This window comes from Frankia sp. RB5, from assembly GCF_059816245.1.
In genome coordinates this window covers 34,647-49,556 of record NZ_JCBATA010000012.1, presented here as the reverse complement: position 1 = coordinate 49,556, position 14,910 = coordinate 34,647, and the positions used below count along the sequence as shown (strand labels likewise).

Below are 14,910 nucleotides of genomic sequence, written 5' to 3'. Positions count from 1 at the left end.
TCCCGCCCTCAGCCGACGATGGAGCGCCAGGCCGGCGCGAGGTAGGTGTCGACGAGCCAGCGGGCGGCGCTGACCTTGCCGAGATCGACGATGGCCTGCCCGGACGCGCCCGCCCGCCCGGCGTCGGCGTCGGTCAGCCGGACGCCGCTCAGCCCGTGGTAGCTGGCCGACAGGGTGCGCGGGCCGCCGCGGACCGGCAGGGCCGTGCCCATCGGGGCGAAGCGCTCGCCGGTGTGGACGGATTCGCCGCTGGTGCGGGCGGTGCCGACGTCGGCGCCGCCGAGCAGCCCCATCCGCCGCAGCGTCACCGGATGGCCGGCACGCCCCGCCGCCGGATCGGTCCCGGCGGGCAGAACCAGCAGCACCCGGCCATGCTCGGCGGAGTAGCCGGCCCGCACCTTCGACGGGACGGTGATGCTCACCGCCGCGGCGACCACGAGCCCGGCGACCAGGCTCGACACCAGCACGAGCGACGCGACGGTCGCCCCGCCGCCGCGGGCCTCGACGAACAGGTTGCGCGCGGACCGGCCGATCAGGACCACCATCGCCCCGATCAGCAGCAGGCTGACCAGACCGCCGACCGGCCCCATCGCCACCAGCCCGACGAGCCACGACTGCACCGCGTACCCGACCAGGTAGACGGGGAACAGCGCGCACAGCACGCCGAACGGCACCGACCACCACAGCCTGCGGGGCAGCTCCCGCTGGTAGGTCCCGCCGAACAGCACCCGCGCGGTGGCCCGGCGCGCGTCGGTCATCGCCTTGCGGCGCAGGTGCGGCAGGTCGAGATGCGACATCAGCGCGATGTAGCCGTCGAACTTGACGAACGGGACCAGGTTCACGACGCCATACAGATAGCAGGCCACGGCGAGACCGACGACGGCGTCGTGCAGGTCCCCCGCCGGCAGCGCCAGGCTGATGATGGCGGCCAGCCCCGCGCACACCCACTGCACGGCGATGCCGGCCAGCGCGATCGCGACCCGGTGGCGGGGGTGGCGCAGCCGCCAGCCGTCGGAGATGTCGCAGAAGAACGCGGGCGTCAGGTAGAACAGCATGATCCCGAGCCGGCGCGGACGGCCGCCGTGCGCGGTGAGCACGGCCGCGTGCCCCATCTCGTGGATACCGGTGACGAGCAGCAGGCCGCCGAGCACGACCCCGTACTGGGTGAGGCCCAGCGGATGGCCGACCACCTGGCGCAGCGAGTCGGCCTGCGTCGCCAGTGCGCACAGCCCCACCACGATGACCGCCAGGTACAGCCCGCAGGCCGCCGGTCCGGTGAGCCGCCGCAGCATCGGACGCCACCGGCTCAGCAGGCGGCTGGGGTCGGTCAGGGTGAACTGCACCGACAGCGGCGGGCGGTAGACGAGTCGCCGCGTCTGCTGGTCCGCGTTCGGCGCCGTGCGCGACAGCGTCGGCAGCGCGGGCAGGAACGGCAGGAGGCGACGTCGCCGACCCGCGGCGGTGGCGGCGGTGGCGGCGGACGCGGCCGCCGGGTCGGCGGCGTCGACGATCAGGCCCATCCGCACGAAGGACGTGAGCGAGCGGGTCACCACCTCAGCCGTCCACGGCGCCCCGAGCGCGACCGCGAGGCCCGCGGCGTCCCGGGTCCCGTCCATGGCGCTCAGCAGTCTGCCGGCGTCCGCGCCGACCCGCAGGTAGCGGGTGCCGACCTGCGCCACCCAGACGTCCTCGGCGTCGACCGGCGGATGCACACAGGCGTCGGGAGCGAGCATCGGCAGCCGCGTCACCCCGGGCTCGGCCGGGACGGCGAGCACGCCCGACGGGCGAGCTCCCGCCGCCGACGCCGCACGCGTGGCCGTGCCGGCCGCGATCGCTCCCGGCGCCGCCGGTCCCGACGCCGAACCCGACGGCGCGGTCCGTCCCGCCGTGCTCGCCGCCGATCCGGGCCGCGCCCCGGTCGCCGCCGCCCCGATCGCCGCCGTCCCGGTCGCCGCCGCCCCGCGCCCGGCCGAGCCGACCCGCGCGACTACCGATCCGATCCTGGCCATCGCCGAACCCGCCCGCGCGACGAGCGTGCTCGGACCCACCGGTGCCGCACCCGGACCAGCGGGCAGGGCCGGCACGTCCGCGCGCGCGACGGCCGCGAACGGCGCCGCCGCCGCAGGAGCCGCTGGCGCGGGGACTGCCGGGCTGACGGGGACGAGGGGCCACTGGGACGCCACCGCCTGGCGCGCCGGCTCCAGCATCGCGGCGAGCCGCTCGGGCGACACCGGCACCTGTCCTCGCACCGTGGCCGCCTGGTCGTCCGCCACGGCCGACGAGATGCTCGCGAGGGCCGACGCGGCCACCGCGACCGCGCTGGCCGCCGTCGCCACCGCCGACGCCGCCGCCGCGACGGCGGCCACCCGAGCGGCCTGCGCGGCCGCCACACTCACCGATGACACAGCGGGCGGCGCGGGTGGCGCAGGCTCCGGCGGCAGTTGCGGCATCGGCGGCAGCGTGGGCGCCGGCACGAAAGCGGCGCCGTACGCGGGCGCGGGCCGGTCGGGTGCCAGCGCGGGGGACGGGGCAGGGGGCGGTGGGAGGAGCTGGCGGGCCTGGCCAGCCGCCAGGAGCACCGCGAGCGGCACGGGCCGGGCGACCGCCGGCTGGCCGCACGGCTCGAGCTCGCCCGACGTCCCGGGCTCGCCGGGCAGCAGCAGACGGGTCGCCGCCCTGGGCAGTTCGAGCGGTCGGCCGAGGCCCGGCGTCGGGGGCTGGCCCGGCGAGGTCGGCGGGACCGTGGTGGCGGCCGGATCGGTCCGCGGCGGCCGGTGGAGCTGGTCGGGCGGCGCGGGCGGCCGGTCGACCACCACCGCGCCAGCGGCCACGGTGACAGGTGGCGTCATGGTCGTCTTCCCCTTGTCTGTCCGGGGTCCCGTCGGTCCTGCGGCCCTGGCGGTCCAGGGGCCCTGTCTGTCTGGCGGGTGCGGGCGGGTGGGTTGCGAGCGACGTCAGCTGGGCGCTGGGATCGGGTGGGCGCGGTCAGGTGACGTCGCGGTGGCGCAGCAGCCGCTCGGAGACGGCGGCGCCGAGGGTGAGCCAGCCGAGGAACAGCACGACGCCCCACGGCATGGACAGCACCTCCGTCGTCGTGTCGCGGTAGACGGCCGCCTCGGCGCCGCCGGGCAGGTAGCGGGCCACGTCGGGCAGCCAGGCGCTCACCGCGCTCTCCACGACGAGCGTCCAGACGATCGTCGCGATCACCGCGGGCACCTGGCTGCGGATGACCCAGCCAAGGAAGGTCCCCCAGGGCCCAGCGAGGGTGGACACGAGCACCACGCCGAGGCAGATCAGCCACGTCTCCCGGTCGACGGCGAGGTGGTCGCCGCGGGCGCCGAGGGCCAGCCAGCCGGCGAGCAGCCCGGTGCCGGCGCCGGCGAGGCCGAACAGGGCGCCGACGGCGAGGCTCACCACCGCCTTGGCGCCGAGCACGTCCTCGCGGGAGCGGGCGATGAGGAACGACCGGCTGACCGTTCCCGTCCGGTACTCGCCGGTGACCATGAGAACGCCGAACAGGGTCGCGAACAGCAGGTTCGCGAAGCCGAGCCGGACGATGTCGTGGGAGCCGGCGGCGAGCGTCGTGTGGCCGGCGGCGAGGTCGCGGTGGATGGTGCCGGCGGTGCCCAGGATGGACACGACGTCGAGCAGCGTCGCGGTGAGCAGCAGGGCCGCCAGCAGCCAGCCGCTGCGGGCCTTGAGCAGCTCACTGCGCATCTGCCTGCGCATGCCTCACCTCACCTCCCCGGCGCCGACCAGTCCGGGCTTCGTGAGCAGGTCGAAGAAGCGCTCCTCCAGCCGGGACCCGTCGCCGGTGAGCGCGGTGAGCTCGCCGACGAACAGGGCGGTGCGGTTGAGCACCACGATGTCGTCGACGGTGTTCTCCAGCTCGGCGAGCATGTGGCTGGACAGCAGGACGGTGCGTCCGAGCGCTGCCTGCTCGCGCAGGAAGGTGCGCAGCCAGCGCACCCCCTCCGGGTCGAGGCCGTTGGTCGGCTCGTCGAGGACGAGCAGCTCGGGGTCGCCGAGCAGGGCGGTGGCGAGGCCGAGGCGAGCGCGCATGCCGGTGGACCAGCCGCGCAGCTTGCGACCGGCGGCGTGCGCGATCCCGGTCAGGTCCAGGACCTCCGTGACGCGGCTGTCGGGCAGGCCCGCGGCGCGCGCGAACACCGTCAGGTGACGACGGCCGGTGTGGGCCGGGTTGAGGCCGACGCCCTCCATGCTGACGCCGATGCGCCGCGCCGGGTCGGCGAGGGCCGCGTACGGGGCGCCGAAGACGGCGGCGCTACCCGAGGTCGGCCGCACGAGGCCGAGCAGCCCGCGCAGCGAGGTGCTCTTGCCGGCGCCGTTCGGGCCGACGAGGCCGACAATCCGGCCGGCCTGGACCTCGAAGCTGAGGTTCTCGACCGCGCGCGTCCCGCCGAAGGTCTTGGTGAACGCGTCGAAGCGGACGACGGTGCTCACGACCCACCACCGCCGGTGTCGGTGATCTGGCGGCCGATGAGCACGCCGAGACCGACGATCAAAGCGATCATCGCGACGGTGCCGGCGACGGCGACCGCGGTGGTGGCGGCACCGGAACCGCGCGGCAGGAGCAGGGCGATCGCCGCCACGAGCAGGCTCAACGCGCTCGCCAGGGCGGCCGCGGACTGCGGCCGGGCGGCCGCGGAAAGGGTGAGTATCCGACTCATGGTGATCTCCGATCTCCCTTGCCGGGGGCCCGGGACCGGCCGGGGCGCCGGTCGGTCCCGGGGTCTGGCGGGTGTGGTCCAGACGGTGCGCTCAGGTCAGCGCGAGAGCGATGCCGCCGCCGATGACGGCGACGGCCACGGCACCGGCCTCGGCGCCGACCCAGAAGGCGTGCCAGTCGAACGGCGCGTCCAGGGACTCGAGCTCGTCGATCTCCAGCGCGAGCGCGCGCAGGGCGTCGGCGGTGGGCTCCACAGTGGCGAGGGACGTCATGTTTCACCTCCCAGCAACGTGATCAGGCCAGCAATATGCGCGGGCCAGCGATGAGCAGGGTTTATCATCGGCATGGTCCGGGGACTCCAGACGCAGGGCGGAGTCGCGGGCAGCGTCGCGATAAGGGGGTGGGGCGGCTACCATCCGCCCCACCCCCGCCGCACTCAGGTGATGGCGATTCCGATGCCGATACCGGCTCCGGTCGCCGCCGCCACCGCGACACCGACCCGGAATCCCTGCCAGAAACCGGCCCAGTCGAACAGTGCCTCGAGGGACTCGAGCTCCTCGACATCCAGCGACAATGACGGGGTGTCCGTCCCGTGCCCAACGATAGTGGACGCGAGCATCTTTCACCTCCTTTGCCGTGTGCTGGTCGCGCCGATGGGAATGCGGTGCCTGGTGGTACCGGTCAGGTGATGGCGACGCCGATGGCGATACCTCCGCCGAGAACACCGACGACCGCGACACCGGCCCGGAATCCGGACCAGAAGCCATCCCAGTCGAACGGGGCCTCCAGCGGCTCGAGCTCCTCGATCTCCAGCGAGAACGGCTGGAGGTCCAGGGAGCGTTCGAGAGCAGCGAGAGCGGACATGCTGTATACCTCCCCTCAAACCGTCAGCAGGCGGATCGGTGTGCGCCGCGACTGCTCCGGCACAGGTGAGGACCGGGCAGCCTCAGGCCACCGGGAATCAGGTGATGGCGATTCCGATCGCGATACCGCCGTAGAGGGCGGCACCGCCGACCGCCGCGCCGGCACCGAAGCCGAGGACGTAATGCCACCAGGCGGGAGCCTCCAGCGACTCCAGCTCCTCGACACCCAGGTCGAGCGAGGGGGCGAGTTCCATTGTTGCACCTCCTTGTCAGGGTTCGCAGTTCGGGAGGACGGATATTCCGGCCATTTCCCGCTGCCACTGACAGTACGCACCTCGATTCCCGCCATCAATAAACGGCAGGTGAACCACGGGGTTCCGGCGGCGATTTTTTTTGCGGAACTCCCGCCGACCGCGCTTTGCCCCGGCGACCGCACTTCCGGGCCTCCGGCCACCGCGGCGCCGCCCACCGCCGGCGGGCGGCGCCGCGTTCCGCGCAACGCGCCGGCGGGCATCAGGCGGCTGGCCGGCGGGCGGCGGCGGCCGCGTCGGCGAGCAGGGCCAGGGTCGCGTGCCGGTACCAGCCGGTCCAGCTCCGCACCCGGTAGGCGTCGAGCCCGACGGTCGCTCGCGCGCGGCTCACCCCGCGCTGCACCGCGCCGCCCCGGCGCGACGCGTCGACCAGCTCGTCCAGCGTGGTCCCGCGCGGCACGTGACAGGCGTAGTACCGCACCCCGGTGGCGCCGCCGGCCGCGGCGCGCAGGAGCAGGCGATGCTCCCAGCGGCCGTCGCGGGCGGGTCGGATCCGCAGCTGGGCCCACCGCTCGCCGCCGTCGGCGCCCACGCCGGGACGCGGCGGACGCGGACCGGCGGGCGTCGCCCAGCCGGACCAGTCCCCCGGCCACGAGGCGCCGGCGGCGCCCACCGCGGCCCAGCGAAGGTCACCGACGAGCGTCGGCAGACCGGCGGCGGTGATCCGGCGGCCCGCGGTGGTGCCGAGCACGGTGCCCGGCCCGACCGGCGCCACGAACGCGACCTCACGCCGCGCGAGCCACGTCCGCAGCCGATCGTCGGGACCGAACGCCGCGCCCAGCACGACCCAGCGCACCGGGAGACGGCGCAGCGACCGGTCCACGATCTCCCCGGCCAGCTCCCAGCCGGTGTGGCGGTGGTGCTCGTCGGGGATGCCGGCGGCGCGGCGCAGCCGCCGGTCGGTGTCCCAGGGGCTCGGCAGGCACAGCTCCCGGTCGACGAGCACCGCCTGCGCGGGGGTGTGGTAGGCGGCCATGACGGCCACCTGACAGCTCTCCACCCTGCCGGACTCGGCGTAGCGAGGGGTCGAGCCGGCGAAGCTCGGTCCCCGGCCCGGCAGCACCACCTCGTCGACGACGAGGGCCGCCGACGCGTGGGCGTACCGTTCGCGGACGTAGCCGAGCAGGTCGTCGCGGACGAGGTCGGCGTCCCAGCCGGCCGCCGTCAGCAGGCGCTGCATGCCGTCGGGGCGGGTCTCGCCGGCCGCCGACGCGAGCGCCACGCCGTTGCGGTCGCCGCGCAGGCTCCCGAGCCCGCGCAGGTAGGCCAGCGCGCGCCGGCGCGGCTCAGGCCGGCCGAACCGGTGGGCGACCCTGGCGTGCAGCAGCGCGAGCTCGTCGGGTGGCGGCCGCAGCCGGGCGAAGGCATCGGCCCGCGCGGCCAGGCCCGTCGGCTCGGCCAGCAGGGCCGAACCGGCGTCCGGCCGGGGAGCTCGCAGGGAGTTCGTCGTCAACTGGGCACCTACCTTCCTCAGATGCGCGTGCCGTGCGGTCGCCCGCGAACGCACGGCCACGCGGCGCCGTCAGATCAGCGGATGGGGGAATGGATGGAGCTGGCCGTCGGGCACCCCGGCGGCCCGGCCGAGGCGGCGCGCCGCCGACGTGATCCGCGCGCGCAGCCAGGTGAACTCGTGCCGTTCGTCCATCCGAAGGGCGTGCAGGCCGACCGGGATCACCTTCACCACCTCCCAGCCCATCTCCTGGACCGAGCCCGGCAGCCGCTGGGTGAGCCGTACCGCGACCGGACGGGCACCCTCCCGCCCGAGATCGGCCACCAGTCCCTCGACCGACGCCCTGCCTGCCGATGACGCGGGCGTCCCGGGGGGTACCACCGCCGTCGGGGCGGGTGGGTGCGGGGCGACGAAGCCGGCGGTCCAGCGTCGCGCCGCGGCGACGGCGGCGGGTGTGGTCCACAGCCGAGCCCGGTCGAGGTCGCCGGCGATCACCGTCGGCGCCCGGCCGTCGGGGCCGTACCACTGGCCCACTCCGCGCAGCGCCGCGCGAACCTGGAACGCCTCCCGGAACGCGCCGACGATCGCCGCCGCCCGGCAGGGCGACGCCCGCGCCCCGACGGCCGCCAGCGGCAACCCCGTCGCGGCGTTCCGGGCACCATTCCCGCCGCCCGCGCCGCCCGCGCCGCCGGCCCCCGCCTCGGCTCCGCCGTCATCGATCATGATCGCGACGACGCACTCGACGCCGCGCAGCGGGGTGGGGATCGCGCCGAAGGTCACGGACAGGCCGAGCTCGTCCGCCGCACGGACGAGACGGTCCAGCTCGGCGGCCCGCGCCGGCGGGGGCGCCAAGGCGGCGAGGTCGACCCGCTCGAGACGCAGCTGCGCGGCCCAGGCCACCATGACGGCGTCCCGTTCGACGATCTCGTGCAGCGCGTTGCCCAGCGCCATGGCCAGGTCCGCGCCGGCGGCCGCGCCCGACGGCGTCGGGTCGAAGCACCGCAGGGCCAGCTCGTCACCGGCCGGATAGTCGACCAGGGCGGCCGGCACGACGACCTCGTCCCCGCTGACGAGGTCCCGCCCGGGCAGCCAGCGCAGCCGGTCGGGATCGGCGGCGGGCGAGCCGAGCGCGACGGTCGGGTCGGCGAACGGCAGCCGCGGAACATGCTCCCCGGGCGCACCCGGCCGCGGCCCGGGCCGCAGGGCGAAGCGCTCGACCGCCTCGCCCGCCCCACGCAGCAGGGCGTCGCCGGGCCGCAGGCCGGCGGCGCCGACCAGGTGCAGCGGATAGTCGCCGTCGGCGAGGCCGCGGTGGCCGGCGGCGTCGAGGCCGCCGATGTCGACGGCGACCGTCCACAGCGGCTGGTCGGGCGCCGGTGGGACGAGAGTGGTGCCCCGCGCGATCCCGGCCTCGGGCTCGAGGGTGGCCCGCGCGTCGATCATGACGCGGCCACCGCGAGCTCGTGCTCCGCCGCCGCGGGCAGCGACTCCCGCAGCAGCGCGGCGACGTCCGCGTGGGTGATCGACGCCAGTGGCGGCAGGCCGCCGCCGAAGGCGCGCACCACCCGTCCGGCGATGGCGCTCAGCTGGGCCGGGGTGGCCGGCGGGCAGCTCGCCACGCCCCACCGGTCGGCCAGCCGGCGCAGCCCGGCCGACGGGTCGTCGCCAAGCCCCGGCCGCGCCGCCCGGCACACCGCGTCCCAGGCGACCGCGAGGCGCTCGGAATGCCCGAACCGCCGGTCGCCGGCCGCCGCGCGGGCCCACACCGCCGCCGCCACGGGCACGGTGGCCACCATCTTGCGCGCGCCGAGGACGGTGGACACCTCGTTCGCGATGTACCACGCCCGGCCGCCGAACGGGTCCCGCCCGGCCATCGCCCAGCTCGCCTGGGTATAGGCGGACAGCTCGGCGGCCAGCAGCCGCTCCGCCCCGCCCGCGGCCCCCCGCGCCGCCGAGTCCGGCGCCGGCGGGTCCGGCGCCGGCGTGGGGCCGCACAGGCGGTCACCGAGACGGACGAGCTCGCCGGCCAGGGCAAGGCCGGCCGCGTCGGGCACCGGCCGGGACGCGAGGCTGCCGACCGTCGGCCCGAGCACCCGCAGCAGCGCCTCCAGGACTCCCTCGACGAGCATCGACGCGGGCAGGCCGTCGGTGGCCGCCGGGTCGAGCACGGCGACCTCCGGGCGCAGCGCCTCGCCGATGACGAGCCGGTGGCCGCCGCGCACGCGCACACACGCCACCGCGCTGACCTCCGACCCGGTTCCGGTCGTCGTGGGTACCAGAACTCGCATGGGCACGAGGCTGCGCGCGGGCACCAGGTCCGGCGTGTGTACCGGGACCGGCGCGGCACCCGGAATCCGTCGGTCGCCCATCGTGGCGCGCCCGCCCCGGCGGCCGACCGACGGCGGCAGGCCGACGACACCGCAGCGCCCGGCCGTCACCCGGGCGAGCACGCCGTCGTCGACCGCGGCGACGCTGCCCAGCTTGACGAGGTCGAGCAGGCTTCCGCCGCCCACCGCGACGACCGTGTCCAGGCCGGTCCTGGCGGTCTGGTCGCGCAGCCACCCGGCCAGGGCGGCGACGTCGGCGATCCCGGCGCCCACAGGCTCAGCGGTGAGCACGGGCCAGCCCGTCCACTGGTCGCGCAGCCAGCGGACCGCGGGGGTGGCGAGCACGCCCGCGTCGACGACGACACCGATCCGCCGCCCGGCATGGCGCTGCTCGTCGACGACGTGCTCCAGGCCGCCGGGGCCGGCGACGACCCGCGTCGGGCACGACCACTGCCAGACGGTGTTCACCTGGCCACCGCCGCGGCCGGCACCGGTCGGGCCGCCTGGGCGCCCGCCGCGCCGGCGCGGCCAGCCCACAGGGTCGTGAGGCCCCGGCGGACGGCGTCGAGCAGCTCGTCGAGGTCGTCGTCGGTGTAGACCAGCGGCGGCACGAGCTGGATGCCGCCGGGGCCGGGATGAACGACCGCGCCCGCCCGGCGGATCGTCTCGATGGCGGCGGCCACGTCCTGCGGGCCGAACGTCTCGCCATCCGGCCAGGCCAGGCGCAGGATGCGAAAGCAGCCCCGCCCGCCGGTGCCGACCGCCGCGGGATGGTCCGCGACCAGGTCGGCGAGGCCGGCGGCGAGGCGCCGCCCGAGCGCCGCCGCGCGGGTGACCACGTCGAGGCGGCGCATCTCCGCGACGGTCGCCGTGATCGCGGCGCAGGTCGGCGGGGTGCCCGCGTTCGTCTCGCCGTGGGCGAGCACCGCGTCGGCCTCGTCGAAGGCGGCGGCGACCTGGTGCGAGACGACGACCGCCGAGCCCGCGCAGGTGCCGTTGGTGAGCCCCTTCGACACGACCATGACGTCGGGGACGAACGCCCAGGTCTGCGAGGCGAACCAGGATCCGGTGCGGCCGAAGCCGGTCGCGACCTCGTCGGCGACGATCAGGAAGCCGTGTTCGTCGCGCAGCGCGGCGAGCTCGGTGAGGAAGGCGTCCGGCACCTCGACCGCGCCCGTGCCGAGCACCGGCTCGACGACGACCGCGGCGATCTGCCGGCCGGCGCCCGCGAGCAGGCGGCGCAGCTCACCGGCGTCGGCGCAGCTCACATGCCGGACGAAGCGCCGGTCGACGAGGTACAGCTCCTGGCCGAGCTCCTCACCGGACAGCGCCGACGCCCCGTAGGTCAGGCCGTGGTAACTGTCGCGCAGGCCGACGACGACCCGGCGGGCGGGTTGGCCGCGCAGCGCCCAGTACTGCCGGACGATCTTCATCATGGCGTCGTTGGCGGCGCTGCCCGACGTCGAGAACAGCACTCGGCCGAACGTCTCCGCGCCGCACAGCTGCGCGAGCGTCGACGCGGCCTCGACCGCCCACGGGTGGCTGTAGCGGAACAGGGTGAGGTAGGAGGCGTCCCGCAGCGCGCGGTGGACGCCGTCCGCCACGGCCTCGTTGCCGTAGCCGATGTTGACGTTCCACAGGCCGCTGGTCGCGCACAGCGCCTCGACGCCGTCGTCGAAGCGCACCCGCACTCCCGCCGCGCCGACCGCGCGGGCACCGGGTCGGTCGAACCGGCTCGGCGGGCTCAGCAGCTGCCACAGCGCCCCCGTCATCGCGCCGCATCCTCGTCGTCGGCGTGGTCGGCGGCGGCGTGGTCGGCGGCGGCGGCGGGCGGGGTGGCGCGGGAGCCGACCCCATCGCGATGGCCGCAGACGAGCAGGAGTGTGGCCCGGTCCGTCTCGGTGCCGCCGGCGACCTGCTGGCGGGCGTGCACGGTGAGGCCGGCCGCGGCCAGCTCGTCGGTCACCTCGTCGACGTCGAGCAGGTTCACCTGGCTGGTGAACAGGCGGTGGGTCACGGCACCGGACGCGTCGACCTCGGCCCGCAGGGCGCTGACGAGCCGCCGGCGCGCCGGGCCGTCGATCCACTCGACCAGGGTGATCATCGATCCGCCGCCGCCGGTCGCGGCCGGGACGGCGAGAGTGTGGACGTTCTCCCGGACGGGCTGGGCGCGCATCGGCCCGCGGCGCATCTGCAGGGTGCTGAACAGGAAGACGCCCGCCGGCACCAGGTGGTCGCCGACCGCGCGGAACATCGCCGCCCGCCCGGCGGCGTCCAGCAGGGACACCGAGGTGGCGCCCAGCACCACCGCGTCGAAGCGGCGGCCCAGGTCGAAGGCGGTCATGTCGCCCTCGACGGTGGTCAGCCGCGCGCCGTCGCCCCCCGGCGCGCCGGCCCGCTCGGCGAGCAGGCGCAGCATCATCGGCGACTTCTCCAGGCCCACCACGTGATGGCCGTCGGCGAGCAGCGGCAACGTCAGACGCCCGGAGCCGCAGGCCAGCTCCAGCACGTCGCCGCGGCGGCCACCGAGCGTCGCGTCGAGGGCCGCGCGCAGCTCGGCGACCTCGTGCTGGTCGTCGTGGCCGAGCAGGTCGTAGAGGACCGAGCCGCGCTCGGAGTAGAAGTCCTCCACCGGCAGCCCGGCACCGAACATCGTCATGATCGTGCCGGCGGTGCCCGGCCGCGGCGCCGCGGCCGTGTCCACCGCGGCCGTGTCCACCGCGGCCATGCCGTTCGGCACGCCCGCCGCGGCTGACACGTCCGGTGTGTCCGTCCGGACTGTCGCATTCGGCACGGCCGGCACGTCAGATGTGTCCGGGCGCGAGGAGGTCAGGGTCGTGCTCATCGCGGACCACCCGCCGTGGCCGCCACCGACATTCCAGCCGACACCGCAGCCGGCGTCCCGGCCGGCGTCGCCACTGGCCGAGCGCCGCCGCGCGCCAGGTCGACGCCGGACCGGGCGAAGGTGGCGATGAGGCTCGCGAAGCCCTCGGCGACGGCGCCGGCCGCCACCCCGGTGTGGGCGCCCGCGAGCTCCACGGCGCGCTCCCCCGGGCCGACGACCAGCAGGATCTCGACCAGCGCCGCCGCGTCCCGGCTGATCCGGAACACCCGCATGTCCCGGGGGCTGACGAGCAGCGCCCCGGTGCGGTCTCCGAGCAGCAGCGGCGCGTCCGGCGCCTCGGTGCCCACCGCCGTGTCCTCGAGGGCCGCGACCAACCGGCCGCCGAACCCGGACACGACCGGCTTCTTCAGACCCTCCTGCCGCGCGCGGCGCAGCGCGTCCAGGCCCCACAGGAACCGCGACAGCCACGGCCGCTCGGCCCGCGCCACGCGGCTCACCTCGACCGTCACCACCGCGGCCAGGCACGGGTCGTCACCCGCGCCGGCGCTCCACGGCGCCATCAGGGCCGGGTCGAGGCCGGCGGGCAGCGCGCCGAGCGCGGCGCCGCCGGGCGCGGGACGCACGGTGCCGTCGGCGTCGACGAACAGCCGGCCGCCGCGGCGGCCGGCGCACGGGTGCGCGGTGCCCAGCGCGCAGATGTCGGCGAGCTGGACGAACGGGTGCAGCAGGTACTCGGGGAAGGTTCCCCGGAGGCGGGCCGCGTCGGCGTCCTCGAGGAAGACCGCGTAGTCGATCTCGGAGGTGATCCGCAGCAGCGTCGGGCCGACGAGCGACAGGTAGCCGCCGGAGGAGTAGTCGAAGGTCTGCAGGAAGAAGTCGTCGCCGATGACGAGTTCGTCGCCCGCCGCGGCGAGCTCGCCGGTGTAGCGGACAAGCGAGCCGACGACGCCGCCGGGCGGGGGTGTGTGCGCCGCGCCGGCCGGGGCGAACACCAGGGTGCGGAAGTCGGCGAGCCCGGTGTCCGGGTCGGTGACCGCGGCGAGGTGCTCGGCGGCGGCGAGGACGATCTCGTCCGGGCCGTCGCCGGGCGCCGCCGCGAGGCCGGGCGGCGCGCCGTCCAGCCGGGGCGCGCGGGCGCCGGTGGCCCACCGGCCCAGCCGGCCGCTGATCTCCTGCAGGTGCGCCGCGCCCTCGACCTGCTCCGCGACCAGGCCCGGGGCGAGACCGAGCAGTTCCCGGGGCAGCAGTCCGTCGCCGGAGTGGCCGACGAGCAGCGAGACGCGCAGACCGTCGATCTTGCCGGCGACCCGGTGCACGTCCCCGCCGGACAGCTCGCGCACGTCCAGGCGCAGGGTGCACGCGTCGGCGAGGGCGAGCAGCCGGAGCGCCTGGGTGGCGTCGCCGACGCCGGTGACGGTGAGCTCGGCGATGCCGGCGGCGCCGACGAGGACGCCCAGCTCCTCGAGGCCGAGCCGCTCGACGAGGGCGGCCCGCAACGTCGCCGACCAGCGCAGCGGCTGCGGCAGTTCCACCCCGGCGTCCCCGTCGATGCCCGGCGTGGAGTCGCCCTGGGCGGCGGTGAGTGGCCGGGGGGCGGTGAGTGGCTGGGGGGCGGTGAGTGGCTGGGGGGCGGTGAGCGGCTGGGCGGCGGCGAGCGACCTGGCGGCGGCGAGCGCGTCGGCGGCGATCAGGGCGGCGAAGGCGGTGAGGCGGCGGTGGACCTCGTCGGGCGTCCCCTCCAGACCGTGCAGGGGGGCCGGCGGGGCGGCGCGGTCGGCGCGGGCACGCAGCCAGGCGAGCTCGGCCGTCAGCACGTCGGCGGGCCGGTCCACGACCGTGCCGTCCGGGCCGTCGGCGACGAGCGACAGGCCGATGTGGGGGCTCTCGGCCGCCGCGGCGACACCGTCCAGGTAGGGGCTGCGGCGCAGGTCGGCCGCGGTCCACTCGGCGGACAGCAGGGTCAGCAGCGCGGGCAGGGATCCCGGCGCGCCGCGGCCCGCGGCGGATCCGGCGACGCCGTCGGCCGCCGAGGCGATCGCCGCCCGCCAGCCGGTCGGGCAGTAGGCATCCCCGCAATCGCACGAACTGAACCAGACAATGCGGTGGTCCGCACCCGGACCGTCTGGAGAACCGGGGGTGGGGTGACCGGGGGCCGGGGCGGTGGCGGCGGGCGATCCCACCCCGCCGCCGTGCGTCGCCAGACCGGCGACGAGACCGCGAAGAGAGGACAACGAGCCGGCCATCTCGGCGGTGAGCACCTCGAATCCACGGTCGGTCAGCGCCGACTGGGCGACGCGCAGCGGCCAGCTCGGGTGCGATCCCAGGATTTCGGTGGCATAACCGCTGCTGCGTTTCCGCAGAGCGAGCAGAACAAGGCGGCGCACGGACACCTCCGGTTCGGGAGTGGACTCGATGCGGAGTAAC

At 76.3% G+C, this 14,910-nt stretch carries 13 protein-coding genes and 1 pseudogene; all 14 read right to left on the bottom strand.

All coding sequences use genetic code 11. The annotated features are described in order from the left end of the window. Nucleotides 1–8: 8 nt before the first annotated feature. The 14 genes and pseudogenes from mpaP to mpaB all read right to left on the bottom strand — a co-directional run bounded on the left by mpaP (nt 9) and on the right by mpaB (nt 14,870). The gene (mpaP, locus tag AC6EXY_RS08375; protein WP_499816461.1) at nt 9–2,849 is read right to left on the bottom strand and encodes a daptide biosynthesis intramembrane metalloprotease; all 2,841 of its coding nucleotides are present in this window, start codon (nt 2,847–2,849) and stop codon (nt 9–11) included. Nucleotides 2,850–2,985: 136 nt separating this feature from the next. Continuing rightward, a complete protein-coding gene (locus tag AC6EXY_RS08370) occupies nt 2,986–3,729 on the bottom strand; it encodes an ABC transporter permease (protein WP_499816460.1) in 744 nt (247 codons plus the stop codon). 3 nt (nt 3,730–3,732) lie between these two features. After that, nucleotides 3,733–4,464, bottom strand: coding sequence for an ATP-binding cassette domain-containing protein (locus AC6EXY_RS08365; protein ID WP_101833090.1), 732 nt, complete (start codon nt 4,462–4,464; stop codon nt 3,733–3,735). Further along, nucleotides 4,461–4,691, bottom strand: coding sequence for a hypothetical protein (locus AC6EXY_RS08360; protein ID WP_101833091.1), 231 nt, complete (start codon nt 4,689–4,691; stop codon nt 4,461–4,463). Before AC6EXY_RS08360 ends, AC6EXY_RS08365 begins: the two co-directional genes overlap by 4 nt. 91 nt (nt 4,692–4,782) lie before the next feature. Then, nucleotides 4,783–4,962 (bottom strand): daptide-type RiPP, encoded by a 180-nt coding sequence (locus tag AC6EXY_RS08355; RefSeq protein WP_101833092.1) that lies wholly within the window; start codon nt 4,960–4,962, stop codon nt 4,783–4,785. A gap of 164 nt (nt 4,963–5,126) precedes the next feature. Continuing rightward, nucleotides 5,127–5,309: a daptide-type RiPP gene (locus AC6EXY_RS08350; RefSeq protein WP_101833093.1), complete on the bottom strand. Its 183-nt coding sequence runs from the start codon at nt 5,307–5,309 to the stop codon at nt 5,127–5,129. A 62-nt stretch (nt 5,310–5,371) separates the two neighbouring features. Then, nucleotides 5,372–5,554 (bottom strand): hypothetical protein, encoded by a 183-nt coding sequence (locus AC6EXY_RS08345; protein WP_101833094.1) that lies wholly within the window; start codon nt 5,552–5,554, stop codon nt 5,372–5,374. Nucleotides 5,555–5,651: 97 nt separating this feature from the next. After that, nucleotides 5,652–5,807, bottom strand: a complete 156-nt coding sequence (locus AC6EXY_RS08340; protein WP_165818502.1) for a hypothetical protein — start codon at nt 5,805–5,807, stop codon at nt 5,652–5,654. A gap of 107 nt (nt 5,808–5,914) precedes the next feature. Continuing rightward, nucleotides 5,915–7,248, bottom strand: a pseudogene (locus AC6EXY_RS08335) (IS701 family transposase); the annotation flags it as partial. Nucleotides 7,249–7,386: 138 nt separating this feature from the next. Continuing rightward, entirely contained in the window at nt 7,387–8,757 is a 1,371-nt protein-coding gene (locus tag AC6EXY_RS08330; RefSeq protein ID WP_499816459.1) for a YcaO-like family protein, read from the bottom strand. Then, the gene (locus tag AC6EXY_RS08325) at nt 8,754–10,109 is read right to left on the bottom strand and encodes an iron-containing alcohol dehydrogenase (RefSeq protein ID WP_499816458.1); all 1,356 of its coding nucleotides are present in this window, start codon (nt 10,107–10,109) and stop codon (nt 8,754–8,756) included. Before AC6EXY_RS08325 ends, AC6EXY_RS08330 begins: the two co-directional genes overlap by 4 nt. Continuing rightward, nucleotides 10,106–11,413 (bottom strand): daptide-type RiPP biosynthesis aminotransferase, encoded by a 1,308-nt coding sequence (gene mpaD, locus AC6EXY_RS08320; RefSeq protein ID WP_499816457.1) that lies wholly within the window; start codon nt 11,411–11,413, stop codon nt 10,106–10,108. The genes AC6EXY_RS08325 and mpaD overlap by 4 nt, the downstream gene beginning before the upstream one ends. After that, nucleotides 11,410–12,486 (bottom strand): daptide-type RiPP biosynthesis methyltransferase, encoded by a 1,077-nt coding sequence (gene mpaM, locus AC6EXY_RS08315; RefSeq protein WP_499816456.1) that lies wholly within the window; start codon nt 12,484–12,486, stop codon nt 11,410–11,412. Before mpaM ends, mpaD begins: the two co-directional genes overlap by 4 nt. Then, nucleotides 12,483–14,870: a daptide biosynthesis RiPP recognition protein gene (mpaB, locus tag AC6EXY_RS08310; protein ID WP_499816455.1), complete on the bottom strand. Its 2,388-nt coding sequence runs from the start codon at nt 14,868–14,870 to the stop codon at nt 12,483–12,485. Before mpaB ends, mpaM begins: the two co-directional genes overlap by 4 nt. Nucleotides 14,871–14,910: the final 40 nt, after the last annotated feature.

Excerpts from the sequence above, each read along its gene's own strand:
- mpaP (WP_499816461.1), bottom strand. The coding sequence starts at position 2,849 with ATGACGCCACCTGTCACCGTGGCCGCTGGCGCGGTGGTGGTCGACCGG.
- AC6EXY_RS08370 (WP_499816460.1), bottom strand. The coding sequence starts at position 3,729 with ATGCGCAGGCAGATGCGCAGTGAGCTGCTCAAGGCCCGCAGCGGCTGG.
- AC6EXY_RS08360 (WP_101833091.1), bottom strand. The coding sequence starts at position 4,691 with ATGAGTCGGATACTCACCCTTTCCGCGGCCGCCCGGCCGCAGTCCGCG.
- AC6EXY_RS08355 (WP_101833092.1), bottom strand. The coding sequence starts at position 4,962 with ATGACGTCCCTCGCCACTGTGGAGCCCACCGCCGACGCCCTGCGCGCG.
- AC6EXY_RS08350 (WP_101833093.1), bottom strand. The coding sequence starts at position 5,309 with ATGCTCGCGTCCACTATCGTTGGGCACGGGACGGACACCCCGTCATTG.
- AC6EXY_RS08345 (WP_101833094.1), bottom strand. The coding sequence starts at position 5,554 with ATGTCCGCTCTCGCTGCTCTCGAACGCTCCCTGGACCTCCAGCCGTTC.
- AC6EXY_RS08340 (WP_165818502.1), bottom strand. The coding sequence starts at position 5,807 with ATGGAACTCGCCCCCTCGCTCGACCTGGGTGTCGAGGAGCTGGAGTCG.
- AC6EXY_RS08330 (WP_499816459.1), bottom strand. The coding sequence starts at position 8,757 with ATGATCGACGCGCGGGCCACCCTCGAGCCCGAGGCCGGGATCGCGCGG.
- mpaD (WP_499816457.1), bottom strand. The coding sequence starts at position 11,413 with ATGACGGGGGCGCTGTGGCAGCTGCTGAGCCCGCCGAGCCGGTTCGAC.
- mpaM (WP_499816456.1), bottom strand. The coding sequence starts at position 12,486 with ATGAGCACGACCCTGACCTCCTCGCGCCCGGACACATCTGACGTGCCG.